We start from the raw sequence: 23,009 nt of genomic DNA, 5'->3' as shown, positions 1-23,009 counted from the left end.
GATACCCGATCCCACGGGCGCCGGGAGCGAGGATGGGCAGATGAGCGACCCTACGGAGTTTGGACGGATCGACGCCGACGGCAACGTCTTCGTGAAGACGGCCGCCGGTGAGCGGCCCATCGGGTCCTGGCAGGCCGGGACACCCGAGGAGGGCCTGGCCCACTTCGCCCGCCGGTTCGCCGACCTGGTGACCGAGGTCGACCTGATCGAGGCCCGGCTCGGCAGCGGCGCGGCCGACGCCGGGCAGTCACTGTCCACCATCCGCCGGCTGCGCAGCGGCCTCGACGAGGCCCATGTCGTGGGCGACATCGACGGTTTGGCGGCCCGGCTGGACAAGCTCACCTCGATCGCCGAGGACAAGGCCGGCGCGGCCCGCGCGGCCCGCGACGCGGCCCGGGCCGAGGCCCTGGTGCGCAAGACCGCGCTGGTCGAGGAGGCCGAGCAGATCGCGGCCGAGGCGACGGGCTGGAAGACCGCCGGCGACCGGCTCAAGGAGATCCTCGACGAGTGGAAGGCGATCCACGGCGTCGAGAAGAAGGCCGAGAGCGAGCTCTGGAAGCGCTACGCCGCCGCCCGCGACGCCTTCACCCGCCGCCGCGGCGCCCACTTCGCCTCCCTGGACGCGAGCCGCAAGCAGGCCCAGGGCCGCAAGGACGAGCTCGTCGTCGAGGCCGAGTCGCTGTCGGAGTCCACGGAGTGGAACGCGACCGCCGCCCGCCTCAAGGAGCTCATGACCGAGTGGAAGGCCGCCCCGCGCGCCGCGAAGGACACGGAGCAGAAGCTCTGGGAACGCTTCCGGGCCGCGCAGGACGCCTTCTTCAAGCGCCGCAGCGAGGTATTCTCGGCTCGGGATGCCGAGTTCAAGGGCAACCTCGAGCGCAAGCAGGAGCTCCTCGCTCAGGCCGAGGCCCTCGACATCGACGGTGACCCGAAGGGCGCCCAGAACAAGCTGCGCGAGATCCAGGGCGCCTGGCACGAGGTCGGCCGCGTCCCCCGCGAGGCGCAGCCCGGGCTCGACCGTCGCCTCCGCAGCGTCGAGGACAAGGTCAAGTCCGCGATGGACGCCGCGTGGCGGCGCACCCCGCCCGAGGCCAGCCCGCTGCTGGCCCAGATGCGCGAGCAGGTGGCGCGGGCGGAGCAGCAGCTGGCCAGCGCCCAGGCCGCGGGCGACCAGCGCCGCATCAAGGACGCCGAGAAGGCGCTCGAGTCCAAGCGCAAGTTCCTGGCCATGGCCGAGCACACCGGCTGACCGACTTCCTCGGTGACGGGCAATGTCCCGTCCGACATAGAAAGTTGACCACTACACGCCGCGTGCGTGTAGTGGTCAACGCTTTTCCGGGCCCGTTCGCCGACGCGGCCGCCGGCGCCAGGCCTAGGCGCGAGGTCGGCGCAGGGTTCGGTCGGGTGGTGATGTGGCCGGCGCCGGGGATGGTCTCGAAGCGGGAGTTCGGGAAGGCGTCGGCGTATACCTGTCCGAACGTGGGTGGGACGATGTGGTCGTCTTCGCCCCAGACCAGCAGGGTGGGTGTCGGCACGTGGTGCAGCCGGCGTAGGAGCCATCCGCTGGGGCACGAAGGTCACCCAGGCGCGCCCGCTCGGCGACAGGCGACACGAACTCGTCCTCGCCGGCACCATCACGGTGACCACACGGGTACTGGTCGGCGCGGACGGGGCATGGTCCAAGATCCGGCCGCTGGTCTCCGCCGCCACACCGGCCTACTCCGGGATCTCCTTCGTCGAGACCGACCTGCACGACGCCGACCGGCGCCACCCCGCGGCGGCCGCGGTCGTCGGCGGCGGCATGCTGTTCGCGCTCGGGCCCAACCAGGGAATCCTCGGACATCGCGAACCCGACGGCAGCCTGCACCTGTACCTCGCCATCACCGCGTCACCCGAGTGGCTCACCACGCTGGACTTCGCCGACACCGACAAGATCAAAACGGTCCTTCTCGAGCAGTTCGCCGACTGGGCACCGCCGCTGAAGGCTTTGATCACCGAAGCCGACGGCGCGATGATCCCCCGCACCGTCAACGCCCTGCCGATCGAGCACCGCTGGAACCGGGTGCCCGGCGTGACACTGCTCGGCGACGCCGCACACGTCATGTCGCCCTTCGCCGGCGAAGGCGCCAACCTCGCGATGCTCGACGGCGCCGAACTCGGCAAGGCCATCGCCGAGCATCCCGGCGACATCGAGACCGCGCTCACCGAGTACGAGAAAGCCCTGTTCCCACGCAGCGCGCAGGCCGCGCGGGAAGCCGCCACGAACCTCGCCCTCTCCTTCAACGAGACCGCCCCGCAGAGCCTGCTCGCCCAATTCGCTCAAAGTCAGTGAGGAGGGCGCGGCGAGCGGGGGAAGAGGGTGCCGGCGGTGGAGGCGCGAGCAGGTTCGTCGACGAGTCGGCCGGTGTGGGCGTGGGAGTCAGCAGTGGGTGGCGGACGCCGGCTGAGGTGGCGGGGCGCCGATGGTCGGCATGCCCAGCGAGACGCCCGGGGTCCGCGTCACCCGGCCCGCCTCCCACGCGTCGCCGGCCCGCGTGCGGCGGTGCGAGACCAGGGGGCCGTCGGCGTTGAGGTGGTGCGGGGCGGCGTAGGTCACCGTCGTATGGACGATGTCGCCCGGGCGGATGCCCGCCGAGGAGTCGGCGGCGAAGTGCACCAGGCGGCCGTCGCGGGCGCGGCCGGACAGGCGGCCGGTGGCCGTGTCCTTGCGGCCCTCACCGACCGCGACCAGCACCTCGAGCGTCGAACCCACCAAGCGCTTGTTCTCAGCCCACGAGATCTCCTCGAGCGCCGAGATCAGCCGGTCGTACCGCTCCTGCACGACCGCCTTCGGCACCTGGGTGTCCATCGTGGCCGCCGGCGTCCCCGGGCGCTTGGAGTATTGGAACGTGAAGGCGCTGGAATACCGCGCCGCGCGCACCACGTCCAGGGTCTGCTCGAAGTCCGCGTCCGTCTCGCCCGGGAAGCCGACGATGATGTCGGTCGTGATCGCCGCGTCCGGCATCGCCGCGCGGACCTTGTCGATGATCCCCAGGTACTTCTCGGCCCGGTACGAACGGCGCATCGCCCGCAGCACGGTGTCCGAGCCGGACTGCAGCGGCATGTGCAGCGAGTGGCAGACGTTCGGCGTCTCGGCCATCGCGGCGATCACGTCGTCGGTGAAGTCCTTCGGGTGCGGGCTGGTGAAGCGGACCCGCTCCAAGCCGTCGACCTCGCCGCAGGCCCGCAGGAGCTTGCCGAAGGCGTAGCGGTCGCCGAACTCCACGCCGTACGAATTCACGTTCTGGCCCAGCAGCGTCACCTCGAGCACGCCCTCGGCGGCGAGCGCCCGGACCTCGGCCAGGATGTCCCCCGGGCGGCGGTCCTTCTCCTTGCCGCGCAGCGCCGGGACGATGCAGAACGTGCACGTGTTGTTGCAGCCCACGGAGATCGAGACCCAGCCGGCGTAGGTGGACTCGCGGCGGGTCGGCAGCGTGGAGGGGAAGACCTCCAGCGACTCGAGGATCTCGACCTCGGCGGCGGCGTTGTGGCGGGCGCGCTCCAGCAGCACGGGCAGCGAGCCGATGTTGTGGGTGCCGAAGACGACGTCGACCCACGGCGCCCTCTTCACGATGTCACCGCGGTCCTTCTGGGCCAGGCAGCCGCCCACGGCGATCTGCATGCCCGGGTGGGCGAGCTTCGTGGGGCGCAGGTGTCCGAGGTTGCCGTAGAGCCGGTTGTCGGCGTTCTCCCGCACCGCGCACGTGTTGAACACGACGACGTCGGGCTCGCCGTCGCCGGCCGCCGGCACGTAGCCGGCCTCCTCCAGCAGGCCGGAGATGCGCTCGGAGTCGTGCGCGTTCATCTGGCAGCCGTAGGTGACAACTCGGAAGGTGCGGTTCTCAGCAGTCATGGCAGCACGAATACTAGTCCCCGAATCGCTCACCGGCCGTATCGACGAGACCCGGCAGGTCCACGTCGGCCGCCTCGCACGCAGACGTACCCGTCCAGCAGCCACCCGTCGTCGCTGCCGGGCTCCGCGGCCCCGCCGGCCTCCTCCATCGACATGCGGACCCCCGGCGTTGAGCGCGAACTGGCCGCTCAGCAGCGGCAGCAGGCCGACAGCCACCTCGGCGGCGGTCGGCCAGTCGGCGTCCACGGCGTCAGGCGCCACGGCGCGGTTGATGCCGGACAGGACGGCCTGCGGCGGCTCGCCGAAGGCGCCGCGCGTGGCGAGCACCCCTCGCGCCCTCGCCACGGCGAGGGCCGGCAGGCCGGGACTGTCGATGCCGTCGTCGTTCGTCACCAGGATCGCCGGGCTCTCCGCCGACGGTGCCGGCTGCCGGGGACACATCTGGCAAATCGGCCGTCGTTATCGCTCCGTGACCGCTGCGTCGCGGATCAAGGCTCTTTGCCCCGCTAACGTCGTTCACACCGAACAGCCATACGGGCATCGCTACGCAGTGGGGCGGATGATGACGGACGAGCCTCTGATCGTGCTCAACGGCGTGAACAAGTGGTTCGGCGAGCTGCACGTGTTGAAGGACATCAACCTGTCGATCGGGCGGGGCGAGGTCGTCGTCGTGGTCGGCCCGTCGGGCTCCGGCAAGTCCACGCTGTGCCGCGCGATCAACCGCCTGGAGCCGATCAACGACGGTGAGATCGTCTTCGACGGCACGAAACTGCCGGAGGAGGGCCGGCCGCTCGCGCGGCTGCGCAGCGAGGTCGGCATGGTCTTCCAGTCGTTCAACCTGTTCGCGCACAAGACGATCCTCGAAAACGTGATGCTCGGGCCGGTCAAGGTCCGCAAGGAGAAGCCGGCCGTGGTCCGCGAGCGGGCGATGGGCCTGCTGGAGCGGGTCGGCATCGGCCAGCAGGCGCAGAAGCACCCGGCCCAGCTCTCCGGCGGCCAGCAGCAGCGGGCCGCGATCGCGCGCGCCCTGGCGATGCAGCCCAAGGCGATGCTCTTCGACGAGCCGACGAGCGCCCTCGACCCGGAGATGGTCGGCGAGGTGCTCGACGTGATGACGACCCTGGCCCGCGAGGGCATGACGATGGTCGTCGTCACCCACGAGATGGGCTTCGCCCGCCACGCCGCCAACCGGGTCGTGTTCATGGCCGACGGGCAGCTGGTCGAGGAGGCGGAGCCGGCGGAGTTCTTCGCCAACCCGCGCACCGAGCGCGCCAAGGACTTCCTTTCCAAGATCCTCACGCACTGACTTTCCGAACCGCGAACACCTCGGCACACGGATCGGGCGCACCACCCCGGTGCACCGGCGGCCGCCCGGCTCGACCGGACGGCCTAGAGGTTACGAAAGGAGCACGCAAGCACATGCGAATCACGCGCATCGCGGCCGTGGCCGCCGTCGCCACGCTTTCGCTCGGCCTTGCCGCCTGTGGCAAGGAGGGCACGCCCGCGCCGGACAACCAGCCGGGCCAGTCCGGTGCCCCGACGAGCGACGCCTGCACCTCGTCGGGCGTGTCGTTCACGCCGGCCTCGGGCGTCGACATCGCCGGCAGCCCGACGTTCACGAAGATCAAGTCGGCCGGCAAGGTCGTCATCGGCGTCAAGTTCGACCAGCCGAACCTGGGTTACAAGGACGCCTCGGGCAAGCGGTGCGGCTTCGACATCGAGATCGCCCAGCTCATCGCGTCGAAGCTGGGCATCGACCCGGCGAAGATCGAGTACAAGGAGATCGCCTCCGCCAACCGCGAGACGGCGATCAAGGGCGGCGAGGTCGACTACTACGTCGGCACCTACTCGATCAACGACAAGCGCAAGGCCGACGTCTCCTTCGCCGGTCCGTACTTCATCGCCGCGCAGGACCTGCTGGTGCGCAAGGACGAAACGTCCATCACCGGCTCGGACTCGCTCAAGGGCAAGAAGGTCTGCTCCGCCACCGGCTCCACGCCGATCCAGCGGGTGCGCGACCAGAAGCTCACCGAGGACAGCAACGTCGTAGAGTTCAAGACGTACTCCGAGTGCGTCTCGCAGCTGATCGACAAGAAGGTCGACGCGGTCACCACCGACGACGCGATCCTCAAGGGCTACGCCGCGCAGAACCCGAGCATGCTCAAGGTCGTCGGCAAGCCGTTCACCGACCCGGCCACCGGCAAGCCGTACCCGGAGAAGTACGGCATCGGCCTTCCGCACGACGACAAGGCGCTGCGCGACTTCGTCAACTCGGCGCTGGAGACGGCCGAGACCGACGGCACCTGGCAGAAGATCTACGACGGCACCCTGGGCAAGTCGGGCTCCGCGGCCACCGCCCCGGCGCTGGAGAAGTACTGATCCTGACAACGGGACGCCGCCCTGCCACGGGGCGGCGTCCCGCCCTCATTTCCCCTCCGATGGGCAGCGGATGAACGAGTTTCTTCACGTCCTGACGGACAACTGGGACGTCATCGGGTCGCACTTCTGGACGACGATCCAGATCTTTCTGATCGCCGCGGTGGGCTCGCTGGTCATCGGCACCCTGCTGACCGCGATGCGCGTGTCGCCGGTGCCGACCCTGCGCGGCTTCGGCACGTCGTACGTGCTGCTGCTGCGTAACTGCCCGCTCACGCTGGTCTTCGCGCTGCTGGTCTTCGCCGCACCGAAGCTCGGCCTCAACATCGACTACTTCCCCACCGCCTGCGTCGCGCTGATCGCCTACACCAGCGCGTTCGTCTGCGAGGCGCTGCGCTCCGGCATCAACACGGTGCCGGTCGGGCAGGCCGAGGCCGCCCGGGCGCTGGGCATGACCTTCGCGCAGGTGCTCGGCCTGATCGTGCTGCCGCAGGCGTTCCGCACGGTGGTCCCGCCGATGATCAACGTATTCAACGCCATGCTGAAGAACACGACGGTCGCGGCCGGCTTCTCGGTCGCCGAGGCCGGCGCGATCCAGTTCTACCTCTCCGAGCGCGGCGAGAACCAGATCTACGTGCTGCTGTGGATAACGATCGGCTTCCTGATCCTGGTGGTACCGCTGATCGCCCTGCAGCGGACCCTTGAGCGGCGCTGGAAGGTCGCGCGATGAGCAACGTCCTCTATGACCTGCCCGGCCCGAAGGCCCGGCTGCGCAACCGCGTGTTCGGCGTCGTCACCGTCATCGCGATCGTGGCGCTGCTGGCGTACATCGTCGAGCGCTTCTACAGCACCGGCCAGTTCAACGCGGTGAAGTGGCAGCAGTTCGAGTACAAGTCCGTCCAGCAGGACCTGCTCGACGGCTACCTGACCACGCTGCGGGCCGCCGGCACGGCGGCCGTGCTCGCCCTCGCCCTCGGCGTGCTGCTGGCCGCCGGGCGGCTGAGCGACCACGCCTGGTTCCGGGCCCCGTGCTCGCTGCTGGTCGAGTTGTTCCGGGCGATCCCGCTGCTGGTGCTGATCTTCTTCGCCTACTACGGCCCGATCCAGCTCGGCTACAAAGTAGGAGCGTTCTGGCCGCTGGTGTTCGGTCTCACGCTGTACAACGGGGCCGTGCTCGCCGAGATCTTCCGGGCGGGCGTGCACGCGGTCGCGAAGGGCCAGTCCGAGGCCGCGTACGCGCTGGGCATGCGCAAGACCCAGGTGATGTTCTCGATCCTGCTGCCGCAGGCGATCCGCGCGATGCTGCCGGCGATCGTCAGCCAGCTCGTGGTGCTGCTCAAGGACACCGCGCTGGGCTTCATCATCCAGCTGCCCGAGCTGCTGTACGTCGGCAAGGGCATCGGCGGCAAGCTCGCCTTCGAGCTGCCGTACGTGCCCAGCTACCTCATCGTCGCCGCGATCTACATCACCACCTGCGGCCTGCTGTCCTGGTTCGCCTTCTGGCTGCAGAAACGCCTGATCGGCGGCGGACGGCGCAGAACCACCGCGAAACCGCTCCCGCTGCCCGACGCGGGGAAGACCGCAACGGTCGTTTGAGTTGATTGGCAAGGTTGCGCCCGGTGCGTACGCTGCGCGAGTGGCGGACACCGGCTTCAGGTTGGGCATCGACTTCGGAACCTCGAACACGGTCGCGGTCCTGCGCTGGCCCGACGGGCGCACCAAGCCTCTGCTCTTCGACGGCTCGCCCCTGCTGCCGTCGGCGGTCTACGCCAACGCCGACGGCAGCATCCTGACCGGCCGTGACGCCGTGCACTCCGCGCGGCTGCAGCCGCACCGCTTCGAGCCCTATCCGAAGCGCCGGGTCGAGGAGGGCACCGTCTGGCTCGGCGAGCGCGACGTCGCCGTCGCCGAGCTCGTCACCAGCGTCCTGCGCCGGGTGACGGCCGAGGCCGAGCGAGTCGCGGGCGCGAAGCCCGCCCAGGTGATGATCACTCACCCGGCGACCTGGCCGCCCCAGCGCCGCCAGACGCTCTCCCAGGCCGCCGTCGCGGCCGGGCTGCCCGCGCCGCTGCTGGCCTCCGAGCCCGTCGCCGCGGCGTCGTACTTCGTGAGCACGGTCGGCGCTCACGTGCCGGTCGGCGGCGTCGCGGTGGTGTACGACTTCGGGGCCGGCACTTTCGACGCGAGCGTCGTGCGGCGCAACGCCGGCGGCGGCTTCGACATCCTTTCCAGCGAGGGCCTGCCGGACGCGGGCGGCCTCGACGTCGACGCGGCCGTGGTGGCCTACCTCGGCCGCAACTTCGCCGACCGCGAGGGCGAGCAGTGGCGCCGCCTGACCAACCCGGAGAGCGAGGCGGACCGGCGCGCCGCTTGGCAGCTGTGGGAGGACGCTCGCCTCGCCAAGGAGATGCTGAGCCGGGCCGCCACGACGTACGTCCACGTGCCCCTCTTCGACGAGAGCGTCCCGATCGGCCGCGAGCAGCTGGAGCAGCTGGCCCGCCCGATCCTGGACCGCACCGTCACCGCCACCCAGATCGCGGTCAGCGCGGCCGCGCTCGGCGGCCGCCCGGTCTCGGCCGTCTTCCTGGTCGGCGGCTCCAGCCGCATCCCGCTCGCCGCGACCCTGCTGCACCGCGCCTTCGGCCTCGCCCCGACCGCGATCGAGCAGCCCGAGCTGGTCGTGGCCGAGGGCGCGCTGCACCTGGCCCCGCCGACCGGCCGGGCCACGGTCGCGGGCGCCGCCGGCGGCCCCTCGTCGCCGATCTCCGGGCCGCCGATCTCGGGCGGCCCCGGGCTGGAGCCGAGCGGGGACGTCGCCGCCGCGCCCGTCTCGGCGGCCCCGATCTCCGGCCAGCCGGTGTCACCGTCGTTCAGCATGCCGTCGAACACGCCGCACGTGCCGCCCCTGGTGCCGACCACCGCGATTCCAGCCTCGCCGCCGCCCGTGCGGCAGCCCCCGGTCGTGGCTCCCCCGGTGCAACGCCCCCCGGTGGTGCCGCAGCCGCCGGTGGCCTACCCCCAGCCGCGGCCGGTGACGGCGCCGCCGGCCAGCCCCGCGCCCGCCTGGTCGGTCCCCGCCGTGCCGCCACCGCCGCGGAAGGGCCGGGGCGGCCTCGTGGCGGCCGTCGGCGGCGGCACGCTGGCGCTGCTGCTCGTCGTCGGCCTCGTCGTCTGGGCCGTCAACCGCGGCGACGACGACAACCCCGGCGGCGACGACGGCCCGTCCAAGAACGCCCAGGCGGCGGCCTCCCCCGCGTGCGGGCGCAAGATCGCGTATCTCGGCATGTCCAGCGGCGACAACTCCGACGACGGCGTCATGATGCGCAACAGCGTCAAGCTGGCCATCGACGACTTCAACGCCGCCCACCCGAACTGCAAGGTCGGCTTCAAGGAGTTCGACACCACCGGCACCGACGACGGCAGCAAGTCCAAGGCCCAGCTCGCCGTCGACGACTCGGAGGTCATCGGCGTGGTCGGCCCCGTCTACGACAACGAGATCCTGGCCGCCGGCCCGATCCTCGACAAGGCGAGCCTGCCGATGATCACGCCGTTCGCCCCCGACGACAATCTCGCCAAGCAGGGCTGGGCCACGTTCCACCGCGTCATCGGCTCCGACGAGGACCAGGCCCGCGCCGGCGCGAACTACATCAAGAACACGCTCAAGGCCAAGAAGACCGCGATCGTGTACGACGACTCGGACTTCGGCGCCGTCGGCCGCCAGCAGGTCTCCAACATCCTGGGCAGCGCGACCGGCCAGACGGTGCACATCCGCGAGACCGACACCGACTTCGCCTCCGCGGTCAAGGCGGTCACCGACTCGAACCCGGACGCGGTGTACTTCGCGGGCCAGGCCACCGACGGCATCGGCTTCGTGAAGGCCCTGCGCACGGCCAAGGCGGACCTGCCGGTCGTAGGCTCGGACAAAATCTTCACGCAGGGCTTCGTGACCAAGACCGAGGGCAAGGCCGAGGGCGTCATCGTGACCTGCCCGTGCGTGCCGTCCAGCGACGCCGGGGCCGACTTCGCCTCGAAGTACCAGGGCGCCTTCAACGAGTCGGCGAGCTACTATGGCCCGGAGGCGTACGATGCGGCCAGCGTCTACCTGGCCGGGTTCCTGGCGGGCAAGGGCACGCGCGAGGACATGCTGAAATTCATGTCGACCTACAACGCGAAGGGCCCGACGACCGGCCGGACAATCAAGTTCGACGGCAGCGGAAACCTCTCGGCTCCCGATCCGCTGGTCTGGGCGTACCGGGTGAAGGGGAAGTACATGGTCTCCGAGTCCGCGATCCAGCCGGCCTGACGCGATCACGGCGCTTTGGACCGCGCCGTCACAGGGCGGGCGCCGGCCCGATCGGCGCAGCCGGGACCCGAATCACCGAGCGCTCCAACACCCAGCGCCCACCGCGCCGCCTGCCAAGTGCCCCAACACTAGGCGCCGACCGCCGCGCGCCAAGTGCTCCGACACCCAGCGCCAGCCGCCCTGTCCCAAATGCCCCAGCACCCAGCGCCGACCGCCGCGTCTCAAATGCCCCAAACACCCGGCGCCGACCGCCGCATGCCAGGTGCCCCAACGCCCAGCGCCAGCCGCCCCGTCTCAAGTGCTCCCACGCCTGGCGCCGTCCGTCCTGTGTCATGCCTGTGTCATGTGCTCCAACACTCGACGCCGACCCTCGCGACCTATCGGATTTTTCGCCTGGCGCGGCATATATCCGATAGGTCGTCGCTGATCACCGCGAACCCGGACTCAGCGGGCGATCTCGGTGACCCGCGACTCCCGCACGACCGTGACCCGAATCTGACCCGGGTAGGTCAACTCCTCCTCGATCTGCTTCGCCACATCGTGGGCCAGCACCGCCGCCCCGATGTCGTCGACGTCGTCAGGCCGCACCATGACCCGGATCTCGCGCCCGGCCTGCATGGCGAAGACCTTCTCCACGCCCGACTTGCCGCCGGCGATCTCCTCGATGCGCTCCAGCCGCTTGACGTACGCCTCAAGGCTCTCCCGCCGCGCCCCCGGCCGCCCACCGGAGCAGGCGTCCGAGGCCTGGGTGAGCACCGCCTCGATGGTCTGCGGCAGCACCTCGTTGTGGTGGGCCTCGATGGCGTGGACGACGTCGTCGTGCTCGCCGTACTTGCGCGCGACGTCGGCCCCGATCAGCGCGTGACTGCCCTCCACCTCGTGGGTGAGCGCCTTGCCGATGTCATGCAGGAACGCGCACCGCTTGATCAGCGCCGGGTCCAGGCGCAGCTCGGCGGCCATGATCCCGGCGATGTGCGCGGTCTCGACGAGGTGCTTGAGGACGTTCTGGCCGTAGGAGGTGCGGTATCGCAGCCGCCCCAGCAGCGTCATGAGCTCCGGGTGCAGGTCGGTGATCCCGACCTCGACCAGCGCGTCCTCGGCCGCCCGGTGGCACAGCCGCTCGACCTCGTGCTTGGCCTGCTCGAAGACCTCCTCGATGCGGTGCGGGTGAATCCGCCCGTCGAGGACCAGTTTCTCCAGCGTGAGGCGGCCGATTTCACGGCGTACGGGATCGAAGCACGACAGCAGCACCGCCTCCGGTGTGTCGTCGATGATCAGGTTCACCCCGGTCGTCGACTCGAACGCGCGGATGTTGCGCCCCTCACGACCGATGATCCGCCCCTTCATCTCGTCGCTGGGCAGGTGCAGGACGCTGACGACGCTCTCCGCGGTCTGCTCGCTGGCGACCCGCTGGATGGCATCGACGACGATGTGCCGGGCCCGCTGCTCGGCCGTGTTGCGCGCATCGTTCTCGATGTCCCGCACGAGCAGCGCCGCCTCACGCTTGGCCTGCGCCTCGATCGTCTCGACGACCTCGACCCGCGCCGCGTCGGCGGTCAGCCCCGCGATGCGCTCCAGCTCCGAGCGATGCTTGTCCTCTCCCTCAGCGAGATCGGACTCCTTGCGCACGAGGGACGCTTCGCGTTCCAACAAATCCGCTTCGGTACTGCTGATGCGCCGATCCCGCTCCGCCAGCCGCTCGGCCTCCTCGGCCAGCAGCCGCTCCCGCTCGTCCAGCCGCCGCTGCCGCCGCTCCGCGTCCTGCGACTGCTCCTTCGCGACCGCCGTGAGCTGGTTGACCTCGCGCTCCCCGGCCCGCCGGGCGACCGCCCGGGCCTGCTCGGCGTCGGTCTCGGCCTGCCGGTGCGCCCGCTCGAGCAGCGAGTCCGCCTCGGCCCGGGCGGCGTCGATGATCCGCCGGGCCTCCGACCGCGCCGCGCTGGCCTCAGCCTTCGCGGCCGCGGCCTCGGTGCGAGCGGCGGCCGCCGCGGCCCGAGCCTCGTCAACGGCCGCGGTAGCGTCCTCGGCCGCGGTCCGCAGGGACGCGAGCGAGTGCTCCTGCCGGTCCTTCTCGGCCAGAAAAGCAGGATCGTCGACGCTGGCCGCGGCCGGCGAGACGGTCCCCCCGATCCGCCGCACCACTTTGAGCGCGACCACGAGCACGACCACGACGACGACCGCAAGCACGGCCATCGCCACCGTGAGCACAATCTGCAACCCGGTCACGCCGCCACCTCGCCGGCAACCGCTCGCTCAACGCGACCCAGTCCAACGCCGACCCGCCCAACGCAGGACTGCCCGCCGCGAGCCCGCCCAGCACCACTCATCGACCGGCCATCAAGCTCCACGCCCGTCCGGCTCACGCCAACGCGGTCCGCGCACAGCCCCAAGACCCGACGCCGATTCAGCACCCCGGCCCGGTCTGCGCCCGGCTCGCCCGGTCGCGCCATCCATGGGCCGTTCCCGGACCGGGTGCCGGCCGGTGGCCGCACCGCTCGCATCCGACCCGTGCCCACAACTCTGTTCACACCTACCGCCCTGTCCGTACGGGCGGTCCCGCCCCCGGTTGCAACCCTACTTGGGCCGACCGCCGGGTTTCGCCGCTCAAGCCCGATGAGCCCGAAGCACCCGATCCGCCGCAGAACGTCTCCCCCACCGCGGATCGCTCTCTCATCCACACCGCGGGCCTCGCGCCCGCCCCGGCCGGGGGCCGCGCTCATTCCCGCACCGCGACCCGCGCGAACCGGCCCGTTCCGGTGACCCGAGCCGGACTCCCGGCCGCGGGCGAGGCTCCCGTCGCCGTCATCGCCGTCGGCATCCGGCGCGGTGCCGGATCGCTCGCCGTCGCGGGTTCGCCCCGCAGTTGCTCCCGTAGCCGTGAGGCCGCCGGGGCTTTCGGGGTCGCAGAGGATGACACGGGCGCACTCCGTCACGACGTCACCTCGCTCCGCTCGGCGCCGCGCATCTGCGACGGCGGGTGTTGTGGGAGGAGACGCCCGACCACTGCGCATCAAAATGTATCAATATCGGGCCCTAGAGGGCCCCGCTGCTGGGTCGCCGCTAGCGCCGACACCTCCCGCAAGGCGTGGCGCTGAAAGACGCTATGAACCTGGTAAACGATGCTGATCTGTGACGCGATCTATGTTGTGCGGTAAACCCGCGGTGGTTGGGCGGTCTCCATCTGGTAACGCCGAGGCTAGGTCGTGAAGGCCGCTTCGGTCAAGGACTCATGATCGGGCACCATACGGGACGTAAGTCCGTCAAGTACCGTCGCCAGCCGAAACGTCCCAGCAGCAACTTTTGTGCGGATCTTTCCGGCATGTCAGCCGTCACCGAGCCGGAAAACTCGACGCCGAGTGATCAAGGAACGACAGAGCGCAATGATACTTGACTCAGCGCCTGCAATCATTCCACCACAGACAGTGTCCGTCACCAACATCGCCATCGACGGCCGTCACACCAAGACGTCCGCCAACGGCCATCGCCACCACACTGGACGAACGTAACGCCAGCTAGCTTTATGCGATACAGCTCTACGTGTCAGCAGATCGACAGACCCCTGTCCCGTAGAGGTGCGCGCCGGACCCTTCGACCGCCGCGGACGCGAACGAGCGGCCGGGCCGGCTGTAGTGGAACCAACCGGGGATCACGGCGCGCGAGCCGGGGACCGCAGGACGCGCCGGAACGGAGTGTTACTGCACGTCGGGATCCAGGGCAGCGTCGGCCAGGGCGTCGGGGTCGATGCCGTCGGCGAACTCGGCGGCGTCCTCGCGCTCGGCCATGGCCTCCTTGACCAGCCGGATGGCCAGCCCCGGCGGGTAGCCCTTGCGGCCCAGCATCGCCACCAGGCGGCGGAACACCGACTCGGGGGTGCCACGCGTCTCCGTCCGCAGCCGGCGAGCGACCAGGGCCCGGGCCGTCTGCTCCTCCACGTCCGGAGCCAGCTGGTCGAGCGCCTCGCTGGCCTCGTCCGAGGAGACGCCCTTACGGCGCAACTCTCCGGCGAGCGCCCGCCGTGACAGGCCGCGGCCGTGATGGCGGCTGGTCACCCAGGCGCGGGCAAAGGCGGCGTCGTCGATGATGCCAACCTCGTCGTACCGATCGAGAATCTCCGCGGCGATCTCGTCCTCCACCCCGCGTTTACGCATCGCGGCGGCGAGCTCCGTCCGGGTCCGCGGCCGCACGGCCAGCTGCCGCAGACAAATCTCCCGCGCCGCCTCCCGCGGATCGATCGGCTTGGGCGGCGACGAGTCCCGCCCCCGCCGCCCGCCCGGCTTGCCCCGATCGGCACCCTCCCCACGACCCGAGTCCGACATTTCCGATTCGGACGCCGCGCTGCCGGGGCCGGAACGATCCGACCAGGGAAGGGAGAAAGCCCGCCGCGAAGCATCGACATCGTCAACCGAGCCGGACCCACCCGCACGCTGCGAACCACCAACGCGACCAGCCGAACGAGGCGACCCCGACCGCCGCGGAGCATCGACATCGTCAACCGAGCCGGACCCACCCGCACGCTGCGAACCACCAACGCGACCAGCCGAACGAGACGACCCCGACCGCCACGGAGCATCAACGTCACCGGCGGAGCGGGGCGAGCCTGACCGCCGCGGAGCATCAACGTCGCCACCCGAGCGGGCCCCACCCGCACGCTGCGAACCATCGACGCGACCTGCGGAACGAGAGGAGGCCGAGCGCCGCAGAGCATCGACGCCATCGGCGGAGCGCCATGGAACATCGACGTCACCGGCCGAACGAGACGAGCCCGACCGCCGCGAGCGAACGATGTCCGGCGAAGAAGAAGAGCCCGGCAAGGAAGAGAGATCCGCCGGGGAAGAAGGGCTCCGCAAGAAGGAGGAACCCGCCGGGGAGGAGGTGGCCGGGGAGGAAGGTGGACCAGCCAAAGGCGGAGGTTTCGAGGAGGAGCGATCCGCCGGGAGAGACGAGGAGGAGGGATCAGCCGGCCGCGGGGTCGGCGGCGAAGAGGACCTGCCCGAACGAGAGGCGGGCGAAGGAGGCGTCGCGGCGGGGTCGGCGTCGGTCCAGGGGTTGCCCGGCGGAGGCTCCCAGGCGGGGCGCGGGGACGGCTCTGACGCGAGGTCGCCGGCCGAGGTCCAGGGGTTGCCGGGCGGAGGCTCCCAGGTAGGGCGCGGCACCTGGTCCGGCGAAGGCTCGTCGGCGAAGGAAAGGCCGGACGACGCCGAAACGACGGCGGAGCCAGAAGAAGAAGAAGACGCGGGAGAGGGAGAGGGGCGGTCGCGGCGGGGAGGAGAGGCCGGGGCGGGCGTGGGGGACTCGACGAGCCACGGATTGGGGCCGCCAGGATCATCCCAGGGCAGGACCGGTGGCGCTGCCGGCCCGTCGGCGGTGAGCCATGGCTTCGTCCCGCCCGGCGACGGCGAAGGCTCGACAGCGGCGTTCTCGTCATCGCCGGGCATCGGACCTCCAGTCGGTGCGCGCCGTCAACGAGCGGCGAGCGGGCCGACGGCGCAGAGAGCAAGAGCATCGGACGGTCGTGAGACCCGGTGCCGACCGCGGCGGCTTGGCCCGCCGGACCGGCACCGGGTGGTCTCACAGAGCAAGGTCGAGGGCGAGGCCCCGAGGCCGGTCAGAAGTCGACCGGGGCGGTCTCCGGGCCGCCGGCCGCGTCGCTGGACTGGCCGACCCCGACGCCGAGCTTCTCCTTGATCTTCTTTTCGATCTCGGCGGCGACGTCGGGGTTGTCGCGCAGGAACTTGCGCGAGTTCTCCTTGCCCTGGCCGAGCTGGTCGCCGTCGTAGGTATACCACGCGCCGGACTTGCGGATGATCGTCTGCTCGACGCCCACGTCGATGAGGGAGCCCTCGCGGGAGATGCCCTTGCCATACATGATGTCGAACTCGGCCTGCTTGAACGGCGACGCGACCTTGTTCTTGACCACCTTGACGCGCGTGCGGTTGCCCACGACGTCGGTGCCGTCCTTGAGGCTCTCGATGCGCCGCACGTCGAGGCGGACCGAGGCGTAGAACTTCAGCGCCCGGCCACCCGTGGTGGTCTCGGGGCTGCCGAACATGACGCCGATCTTCTCGCGGAGCTGGTTGATGAAGATCGCCGTGGTGCCGGAGTTGTTGAGGGCACCGGTGATCTTGCGCAGGGCCTGGCTCATGAGGCGGGCCTGGAGGCCGACGTGGCTGTCGCCCATCTCGCCCTCGATCTCGGCGCGCGGCACGAGGGCGGCGACGGAGTCGATGACGATGATGTCGAGGGCGCCGGAGCGCACCAGCATGTCGACGATCTCGAGGGCCTGCTCCCCGGTGTCGGGCTGGGAGACCAGCAGCGCGTCGGTGTCGACGCCGAGGGCCTTGGCGTAGTCCGGGTCGAGGGCGTGCTCGGCGTCGATGAACGCCGCGATGCCACCGGCGGCCTGCGCGTTGGCGATCGCGTGCAGGGCGACGGTCGTCTTACCGCTGGACTCCGGGCCGAAGACCTCGATCACCCGGCCGCGCGGCAGGCCCCCGATGCCCAGCGCCACGTCCAGGGCGATGGAGCCGGTCGGAATGATGGCCTGCGGCTGCTGGACGCGCTCGCCGAGCCGCATCACGGAGCCCTTGCCGAACTGCTTGTCGATCTGAGAGAGGGCGAGCCCCAGCGCCTTCTCCCGGTCAGGTTGCACTGCCATGTCCGTCACCCCTGGGTTCGCGGTCTTCGTCGGCGTTCGCTTGGTCACGCTGACACGTTAGGCGCCGGGTATGACAAAAAAATCGAAGCGACGCCCCCAACGAGGCAGAAGAGTACCCGTACATCTGTACGATTCACACGCCGACACGCCGAAAAACATCAGCGTAAGCGGGTGGGAACACGCTCCGGATATGCCGCGACCACAGCGCGCCACACGTCCGCGGTATCGAATCCGCCGGCGAGCGCCTCCTCGATCGTGCGCCCGCCGAGCTGCGACAACACCTGGTCATGGGCGATCGACCGTGCGTAACCGGGCCCGAAGACCTGCTCGAGCCGCTGCCAGAAATCCGTCAGTCGCACCAGACCAACCTAACGAAGGACACGCGCGATCAACGGCACCACGGTCACCGCCGCGAGAAGGTTCAGCACCGCGTACCCGAAAAGGCCCACGACAACCCCGGACAACGCGCCCGCCGAGGCGCCCGCGACCCCCATGATCACATCGGAGAGCCCCTGGACGCCGGCGCGCTGCTCAAGCGGTACCGATTCGGAAAGCAGCGTCGAACCGGCCACCATCGTGGCGCTCCACCCCAGCCCGAGCAGCGCCAGCCCGATCGACAGCCGCCCGGTGTGCTCGCCGGCGGTGCCCGCCAGCGCGCAGGCCAGGACCAGCAGCGCGATCCCGCCGAGGATCACCGCCCGCCGCCCGAACCGGTCGGCGAGCCACCCGACCACGGGCGCCAGCGCGTACATCCCGGCGATGTGGATGCTGATCACGAGGCCGACGACGCGCAGCAGGTCGCCGTGGTCGTGGACGTACTCCCCGAGGTGCACCGGCGTCATCGACATCACGCCGACCATCACCACGTGCCCGACCGCCACCGCCGCGACCCCGGTCCGCGCGCCCGCGTCGGCCCGGATCGTGCGCGCCGCCTGCCGCCAGACGGCCTTCTCGCCGGGGCTAGCGCCCCCGGCGGTGAGCAGCGGGTCAGGGCGCAGCAGCGCGAAGATCACGAGCGCGGCCAGGCCGAACGCGGCGGCGCTGAACAGGTACGGCCCGGCGTACTCGGGCACGCCCCAGCGCCCCAGCAGCCGGTCGGTGACCGGCGCCAGGTTGGGCCCGGCGACCGCCCCGACCGTCGTGGCCCACACGACGATCGACAGGTGTCGGGCGCGCCGGTCGGGCGCGGCGAGGTCGACGGCACTGTATCGCGCCTGCAGGTTCGCCGCGCTGGCGCCGCCGAAGAGCAGCATGCCGAGGAACAGCAGCGGTACCGACGAAATCCGCACGGCCAGGACGACCAGCAGCGCGCCGAAGGCCCCGAGGGTGTACGCGAGGACGAGCCCCGGCCGCCGCCCGCCGGTGCGCATCAGGCGGGTCGCCGGGATCGCGATCACCGCGGCGCCGACCACCGCGCAGCTGCCGGCGACGCCCGCGGCCCACGGCCCGGCCAGGGACGAGGCGAGCAGCGCGCCGACGGACACGCCGCTGGCCACGCCGAGGCCGCCCACGATCTGCGTGTTGACGAGCAGGCCGAGCGTGCGGCGCTGCAGGGCGGCGGTGTCGGCGACGACCGGGTCAGTGAGCAAGCGCGGAGATCACAGCGTCTGCGGCCTCGGCGGCGTCCTCGCCGGCGGCACGTATGAGCACGGTGGAGCCCGCCGTCGCGCCGAGCGCCATCACGGCGAGCACGCTGCGGGCGTTCGCGGTCTTCTCGCCGAAGACCAGCTCGACGGTGCTGCGAAACCGCGCCGCCACCCGCACCAGCGCCCCGGCCGGCCGGGCGTGCAGGTCCTGCGGCAGCACCACCGAGCGCTCAGAGCTTGCGGACATCGCGGGCCTCCGTCGCCGCCTGCGTGACCGCCTCCAGGTCCGCCCCGGTGCCGGCCAGCACCGCCGCCGCGACCGCGCCCTCCACGAACGGCGCGTCCACGAGCACGGCGTCGTTGGCGACCCGGTCCGCAAGGACCGTACGCGCGGTGAGCACGGCGCTGCCGAGATCGGTCAGCACGAGCACCCCGGCGCCGCGGTCGGCCCGGTCGATCGCCACCAGGATGCGGTCGTAGCTGGTGCCCAGCCCCCCGTCGTCGGTGCCGCCGGCGGCCTCGATCGGCACCTCCTCGCCCGCGACCTGGACGAGCATGTCACGCAGGCCGTGCGCGAGCCGCTCGCTGTGCGAGACGAGAACGATTCCCACCACCCGTTGCCCACCCGGCGATCCCATGGCAGGCATGCTATGTCCATGAAGAAGTTCATCAACAACCCGGGCGACGTGGTCCGGGAGGCGCTCGCCGGGCTCGCCGCCGCCCACCCCGAGCTGCGGGTGGACCTCGAGGAGCAGTATGTCGCCCGCGCGGACGCGCCGCGGCCGGGCAAGGTCGGCCTCGTCTCCGGCGGCGGCTCCGGGCACGAGCCGCTGCACGCCGGGTTCGTCGGGCCGGGGATGCTCGACGCCGCCTGCCCCGGCGAGGTGTTCACCTCCCCCGTGCCCGACCAGATCCTGGCCGCCACCAAGGCCGCCGACGGCGGCGCCGGGGTCGTGCACGTGGTGAAGAACTACACCGGCGACGTCATGAACTTCCAGCTCGCCGCGGAGCTCGCCGACGAGGAGGGGCTGCGGATCGAAACGGTACTCGTCGACGACGACGTCGCGGTCGAGGACTCGACGTGGACGGCGGGCCGCCGCGGCACCGGCGCCACCCTGCTGGTCGAGAAGATCGCCGGCGCCCTCGCCGAGGAGGGCGCGGACCTCGCCACCGTCGCCGCCACCGGGCGGCTGGTCAACGAGCGATCCGCCTCGTTCGCCGTCGCGCTCACCGCGTGCACGACGCCGGCCGCCGGAAAGCCGGGCTTCGATCTGGCCGGCGACGAGATCGAGGTCGGGGTCGGCATCCACGGCGAGCCCGGCCGCAGCCGCGAGCGGATGCGGCCCGCGCGGGAGCTCGCCGCGATCATCGTGGACGCGGTGCTGACCGCGAAGCCCGTCGCCGGCGAGCCGCTGATCGTCCTGGTCAACGGGCTGGGCGGCACGCCGCAGATGGAGTTGTACCTCATGTTCGGCGAGATCTCCCACCTGCTGCGCGAGGCCGGGGCGAACATTGCCCGCTCCCTCGTCGGCAACTACGTGACCAGCCTCGACATGGCGGGCCTGTCGCTGACGGTGTGCCGCGCCGACGACGAGTTGCTGCGCCTGTGGGACGCGCCCGTGCGCACCCCGGCACTGCGCTGGGGGTCGTGATCATGGACGAGGCGCTGGCCCGGGCCTGGATCGCCGCCGTCACCAAGTCCGTGCGCGCCGAGGCGGACCGCCTGACCGACCTCGACGCCGCGATCGGCGACGGCGACCACGGCGTCAACCTGCGCCGCGGCTTCGAGGCCGTCGCCGCCGCGCTGGACGCGCTCGAGGCCTCCTCCGCCGGCGACGTGCTGGGCAAGACCGGCACCACGCTGCTGTCGAAGGTGGGCGGGGCGTCCGGGCCGCTCTACGGGACCGTCTTTCGCACCCTGGGCAAGACGCTGCGCCAGGGCGGGTCGTTCGCCGACGGGCTGCAGGCCGGGCTGGACGGGGTACGACAGCTGGGAAAGGCCGAAGTCGGCGACAAGACGCTCGTCGACGCGCTCACCCCGGCCATCGCGGCCTACGCGGGCGCGGCCGGGCAGGGCGAGGCGGCCGCCGCCCGGGCCGCCGCTGACGCGGCAAGAGCAGGAGCCGATTCGACGGTACCGCTGAAGGCGCGCAAGGGCCGCGCCTCCTACCTCGGCGAGCGCAGCGTCGGCCACCTCGACCCCGGGGCGGCCTCGACCGCGCTCATCCTCGAGTCCCTCGCGGAGGTCACAGCCCGAGCGACCGGCCGATGATCTCCTTCATGATCTCCGTGGTCCCGCCGTAGATCGTCTGGACCCGGCTGTTGAGCCACGCCTTGGCGACCGGGTACTCCATCATGAAGCCGTAGCCGCCGTGCAGCTGCACGCAGCGGTCCGCCACCTTGTTCTGCAGCTCGGTCGTCCACCACTTGGCCTTGGCGGCGTCGGCGACGCTGAGCCGGCCCGCGTTGTGCTCCAGAATGCAGTGGTTGAGAAACGTCCGGGCGATCGTCACCTCGGTGTCGAGCTCCGCGAGCAGGAACCGGTTGTGCTGGAACTTGCCGATCGGCCGCCCGAACGCCTCGCGGTCGCGCGCGTACGACAGCGTCATCGCGAGAATGGTCTCCGCCGCGGCCACGGCCGCCACGGCGATGCCGAGCCGCTCGCGGGGCAGGTTCGCCATGAGGTGGTAGAAGCCGGCGTTCTCCTGACCGATGAGGTGGTCGGCCGGAATGCGGCAGTCGTCGAAGAACAGCTCGGCGGTGTCGTTGGCCTTGAGCCCGATCTTCTCCAGCCGCCGCCCGCGGGTGAACCCGGGCGTGCCGGTCTCGACGCCGAACAGGCTGATCCCGTGCGCCCCCTTGGCCGGGTCGGTCTTGGCCACGACCACAACCAGATCGGCCATCTCGCCGTTGGTGATGAACGTCTTCTGCCCGTTGAGCACCCACGAGTCCCCGTCGCGCACGGCGGTCGTGCGGATGCCGGCCAGGTCGCTACCCGCGCCCGGCTCGCTCATCGCGATGGCGGTCACGATGTCGCCCGAGCAGAACCCCGGCAGCCAGCGCTTCTTCTGCTCCCCGGTGGTCAGCTCGGTCAGGTACGGCGCGACGACGTCGTTGTGCAGCCCGAACCCGAGCCCCGAGGCCCCCGCCGCGACGATCTCCTCGACCAGCACGGCGTTGAAGCGGAAGTCCTTCTGCCCGCCCCCGCCGTACTCCTCGCCGACGTCCATGCCGAGCAGCCCGGCCGCGCCCGCCGTGCGCCAGACCTCCCGGTCGACGATCCCGGCCTTGTCCCACTCGTCGTTGTGCGGCACCGCCTCGCGGGCCAGGAACTCGCGGCACAGGTCCCGGAACGCGTGGTGCTCCGCCTCGTACAGGTGCTGCTCCATAGGCGCCAGTCTCCTGCGCGAGACACCGTCTCGCCTAGGGCCCCAGCATCCCGTACAGATGGTCCGGCAGCGGCGGCGCGTTCTTGGGCTCCTCGGCGCTCACGACGGCCCCGAAGTCCGAGTACGTCGCCTCGACCGGGTTCCCGGGAATGCTCACCTTCATCCCCACGAGCCGGTCCTGCCCGTCGACGGTCGCCTCGAACGGAATCGCCCGGGCCGCGTCCCCGAGCGACATGACCTGCGAGACGTTCACGGGCCCCCAGGCCACGACCCGCGTCATGTCGACCGTCCCGGTGTAGCGCACCCCGTCCCGCCGCACGTCATGCGTGGCCGCGACCAGCGCCTGCACGCCGGTGGGGTCCTTGATCGCGCTGAGCCCGAGCGCCCCCGGCCGGGTGACCCTGGCCGAGTCCAGGCGATACCAGGTGGCGCCGTCGAACCCCGGCAACGGCAGCCCGGTCAGCCGCGTGTAGGCCGACCCGCGCACCGAGACGGTGTCGATCTTCAGCGAGGCCCCGTCGGAGCTGACGCTGACGGAGGCGTCCAGCAGATCCGCGACAGGGTCGATCGCCCCGGTGTACGACCCTTCCTTGGCCACCACCTCGAACCGGTAGCTGCTGAACCCGAGGTGCCACACGCCCGCCGCCAGCCCGGTCGGCGAGGGCGCGGCGCTTGCCCGGGGCGCCGCCTTGTCCTGGGTGGCCTTCCCGGTGCACCCCGCGGCCAGCACCAGCACCGCCGCCAGCCCGAGAGCCCGCTCCAGCCACCTGGTCATCCGCCGCAGCGTAGTACCAGCGCCCCGCGCGCA

20 protein-coding genes are annotated in these 23,009 nt (G+C 71.2%); 9 read left to right on the top strand and 11 right to left on the bottom strand.

Translation table 11 applies throughout. From position 1 onward, the window contains the following. Positions 1-40: 40 nt before the first annotated feature. Positions 41-1,249 carry a DUF349 domain-containing protein gene (locus ACQPY0_RS09445; protein WP_432986964.1) on the top strand — a complete coding sequence of 403 codons (1,209 nt, stop codon included), beginning with the start codon at positions 41-43 and terminating at the stop codon, positions 1,247-1,249. On the opposite strand, the gene ACQPY0_RS09440 is transcribed toward ACQPY0_RS09445, so the two are convergent. Beyond that, positions 1,182-1,535 carry an alpha/beta fold hydrolase gene (locus ACQPY0_RS09440; RefSeq protein ID WP_432986961.1) on the bottom strand — a complete coding sequence of 118 codons (354 nt, stop codon included), beginning with the start codon at positions 1,533-1,535 and terminating at the stop codon, positions 1,182-1,184. The two genes, ACQPY0_RS09445 and ACQPY0_RS09440, sit on opposite strands and share 68 nt — an antisense overlap. Here ACQPY0_RS09440 and ACQPY0_RS09435 point away from each other — a divergent pair. Continuing rightward, entirely contained in the window at positions 1,526-2,332 is an 807-nt protein-coding gene (locus tag ACQPY0_RS09435; protein ID WP_432986959.1) for an FAD-dependent oxidoreductase, read from the top strand. The two genes, ACQPY0_RS09440 and ACQPY0_RS09435, sit on opposite strands and share 10 nt — an antisense overlap. An 87-nt stretch (positions 2,333-2,419) precedes the next feature. Here ACQPY0_RS09435 and miaB read toward each other — a convergent pair whose 3' ends face one another. Further along, positions 2,420-3,892, bottom strand: a complete 1,473-nt coding sequence (miaB, locus tag ACQPY0_RS09430; RefSeq protein WP_432995119.1) for a tRNA (N6-isopentenyl adenosine(37)-C2)-methylthiotransferase MiaB — start codon at positions 3,890-3,892, stop codon at positions 2,420-2,422. A gap of 559 nt (positions 3,893-4,451) precedes the next feature. On the opposite strand from miaB, the gene ACQPY0_RS09425 reads away from it, so the two are divergent. The 5 genes from ACQPY0_RS09425 (at position 4,452) to ACQPY0_RS09405 (ending at position 10,571) form a co-directional block, all read left to right on the top strand. Further along, on the top strand, positions 4,452-5,198 hold the full coding sequence (locus ACQPY0_RS09425; protein WP_432986957.1) for an amino acid ABC transporter ATP-binding protein: 747 nt from the start codon (positions 4,452-4,454) through the stop codon (positions 5,196-5,198). A 113-nt stretch (positions 5,199-5,311) separates the two neighbouring features. Then, on the top strand, positions 5,312-6,271 hold the full coding sequence (locus tag ACQPY0_RS09420; protein WP_432986955.1) for a glutamate ABC transporter substrate-binding protein: 960 nt from the start codon (positions 5,312-5,314) through the stop codon (positions 6,269-6,271). Between the two features lie 70 nt (positions 6,272-6,341). Then, the gene (locus tag ACQPY0_RS09415) at positions 6,342-6,998 is read left to right on the top strand and encodes an amino acid ABC transporter permease (protein ID WP_432986953.1); all 657 of its coding nucleotides are present in this window, start codon (positions 6,342-6,344) and stop codon (positions 6,996-6,998) included. Continuing rightward, positions 6,995-7,864, top strand: coding sequence for an amino acid ABC transporter permease (locus ACQPY0_RS09410; protein ID WP_432986950.1), 870 nt, complete (start codon positions 6,995-6,997; stop codon positions 7,862-7,864). Before ACQPY0_RS09415 ends, ACQPY0_RS09410 begins: the two co-directional genes overlap by 4 nt. A 40-nt stretch (positions 7,865-7,904) precedes the next feature. Next, entirely contained in the window at positions 7,905-10,571 is a 2,667-nt protein-coding gene (locus tag ACQPY0_RS09405) for an ABC transporter substrate-binding protein (RefSeq protein WP_432986947.1), read from the top strand. Between the two features lie 444 nt (positions 10,572-11,015). On the opposite strand, the gene rny is transcribed toward ACQPY0_RS09405, so the two are convergent. From rny to dhaM, 7 genes are all read right to left on the bottom strand, one after another. Further along, complete coding sequence (gene rny / locus ACQPY0_RS09400) at positions 11,016-12,797, bottom strand: ribonuclease Y (protein ID WP_432986944.1); 1,782 nt, start codon at positions 12,795-12,797, stop codon at positions 11,016-11,018. Between the two features lie 1,466 nt (positions 12,798-14,263). After that, the gene (locus ACQPY0_RS09395; RefSeq protein ID WP_432986942.1) at positions 14,264-14,887 is read right to left on the bottom strand and encodes a regulatory protein RecX; all 624 of its coding nucleotides are present in this window, start codon (positions 14,885-14,887) and stop codon (positions 14,264-14,266) included. A 1,289-nt stretch (positions 14,888-16,176) separates the two neighbouring features. Beyond that, positions 16,177-17,226 (bottom strand): recombinase RecA, encoded by a 1,050-nt coding sequence (recA, locus tag ACQPY0_RS09390; RefSeq protein ID WP_432986939.1) that lies wholly within the window; start codon positions 17,224-17,226, stop codon positions 16,177-16,179. Between the two features lie 158 nt (positions 17,227-17,384). Further along, complete coding sequence (locus ACQPY0_RS09385) at positions 17,385-17,585, bottom strand: DUF3046 domain-containing protein (RefSeq protein ID WP_432986936.1); 201 nt, start codon at positions 17,583-17,585, stop codon at positions 17,385-17,387. A gap of 9 nt (positions 17,586-17,594) precedes the next feature. Beyond that, a complete protein-coding gene (locus ACQPY0_RS09380; protein WP_432986934.1) occupies positions 17,595-18,815 on the bottom strand; it encodes an MFS transporter in 1,221 nt (406 codons plus the stop codon). Then, the gene (locus ACQPY0_RS09375; RefSeq protein WP_432986931.1) at positions 18,805-19,059 is read right to left on the bottom strand and encodes an HPr family phosphocarrier protein; all 255 of its coding nucleotides are present in this window, start codon (positions 19,057-19,059) and stop codon (positions 18,805-18,807) included. Before ACQPY0_RS09375 ends, ACQPY0_RS09380 begins: the two co-directional genes overlap by 11 nt. Next, positions 19,043-19,450, bottom strand: a complete 408-nt coding sequence (dhaM, locus tag ACQPY0_RS09370; RefSeq protein ID WP_432986929.1) for a dihydroxyacetone kinase phosphoryl donor subunit DhaM — start codon at positions 19,448-19,450, stop codon at positions 19,043-19,045. Before dhaM ends, ACQPY0_RS09375 begins: the two co-directional genes overlap by 17 nt. A gap of 18 nt (positions 19,451-19,468) precedes the next feature. Between dhaM and dhaK the strand changes: the two genes are divergently transcribed. Then, complete coding sequence (dhaK, locus tag ACQPY0_RS09365) at positions 19,469-20,464, top strand: dihydroxyacetone kinase subunit DhaK (RefSeq protein WP_432986926.1); 996 nt, start codon at positions 19,469-19,471, stop codon at positions 20,462-20,464. A gap of 2 nt (positions 20,465-20,466) precedes the next feature. Beyond that, on the top strand, positions 20,467-21,084 hold the full coding sequence (gene dhaL / locus ACQPY0_RS09360) for a dihydroxyacetone kinase subunit DhaL (RefSeq protein WP_432995117.1): 618 nt from the start codon (positions 20,467-20,469) through the stop codon (positions 21,082-21,084). Here dhaL and ACQPY0_RS09355 read toward each other — a convergent pair. Both ACQPY0_RS09355 and ACQPY0_RS09350 read right to left on the bottom strand, forming a co-directional pair. After that, the gene (locus ACQPY0_RS09355) at positions 21,059-22,201 is read right to left on the bottom strand and encodes an acyl-CoA dehydrogenase family protein (RefSeq protein WP_432986924.1); all 1,143 of its coding nucleotides are present in this window, start codon (positions 22,199-22,201) and stop codon (positions 21,059-21,061) included. The two genes, dhaL and ACQPY0_RS09355, sit on opposite strands and share 26 nt — an antisense overlap. A gap of 34 nt (positions 22,202-22,235) precedes the next feature. Next, entirely contained in the window at positions 22,236-22,976 is a 741-nt protein-coding gene (locus tag ACQPY0_RS09350; RefSeq protein WP_432986922.1) for a hypothetical protein, read from the bottom strand. Between the last annotated feature and the right edge of the window lie 33 nt (positions 22,977-23,009).

This window comes from Dactylosporangium sp. CA-233914, from assembly GCF_050942935.1.
Classification (GTDB): Bacteria; Actinomycetota; Actinomycetes; order Mycobacteriales; family Micromonosporaceae; genus Dactylosporangium.
The sequence above is the reverse complement of the archived record's forward strand: the minus strand, read 5'-3'. Positions and strand labels throughout refer to the sequence as shown.

Excerpts from the sequence above, each read along its gene's own strand:
- ACQPY0_RS09445 (WP_432986964.1), top strand. The coding sequence starts at position 41 with ATGAGCGACCCTACGGAGTTTGGACGGATCGACGCCGACGGCAACGTC.
- miaB (WP_432995119.1), bottom strand. The coding sequence starts at position 3,892 with ATGACTGCTGAGAACCGCACCTTCCGAGTTGTCACCTACGGCTGCCAG.
- ACQPY0_RS09425 (WP_432986957.1), top strand. The coding sequence starts at position 4,452 with ATGATGACGGACGAGCCTCTGATCGTGCTCAACGGCGTGAACAAGTGG.
- ACQPY0_RS09420 (WP_432986955.1), top strand. The coding sequence starts at position 5,312 with ATGCGAATCACGCGCATCGCGGCCGTGGCCGCCGTCGCCACGCTTTCG.
- ACQPY0_RS09415 (WP_432986953.1), top strand. The coding sequence starts at position 6,342 with ATGAACGAGTTTCTTCACGTCCTGACGGACAACTGGGACGTCATCGGG.
- ACQPY0_RS09410 (WP_432986950.1), top strand. The coding sequence starts at position 6,995 with ATGAGCAACGTCCTCTATGACCTGCCCGGCCCGAAGGCCCGGCTGCGC.
- ACQPY0_RS09395 (WP_432986942.1), bottom strand. The coding sequence starts at position 14,887 with ATGTCGGACTCGGGTCGTGGGGAGGGTGCCGATCGGGGCAAGCCGGGC.
- recA (WP_432986939.1), bottom strand. The coding sequence starts at position 17,226 with ATGGCAGTGCAACCTGACCGGGAGAAGGCGCTGGGGCTCGCCCTCTCT.
- ACQPY0_RS09375 (WP_432986931.1), bottom strand. The coding sequence starts at position 19,059 with ATGTCCGCAAGCTCTGAGCGCTCGGTGGTGCTGCCGCAGGACCTGCAC.
- dhaM (WP_432986929.1), bottom strand. The coding sequence starts at position 19,450 with ATGGGATCGCCGGGTGGGCAACGGGTGGTGGGAATCGTTCTCGTCTCG.
- dhaK (WP_432986926.1), top strand. The coding sequence starts at position 19,469 with ATGAAGAAGTTCATCAACAACCCGGGCGACGTGGTCCGGGAGGCGCTC.
- dhaL (WP_432995117.1), top strand. The coding sequence starts at position 20,467 with ATGGACGAGGCGCTGGCCCGGGCCTGGATCGCCGCCGTCACCAAGTCC.
- ACQPY0_RS09355 (WP_432986924.1), bottom strand. The coding sequence starts at position 22,201 with ATGGAGCAGCACCTGTACGAGGCGGAGCACCACGCGTTCCGGGACCTG.
- ACQPY0_RS09350 (WP_432986922.1), bottom strand. The coding sequence starts at position 22,976 with ATGACCAGGTGGCTGGAGCGGGCTCTCGGGCTGGCGGCGGTGCTGGTG.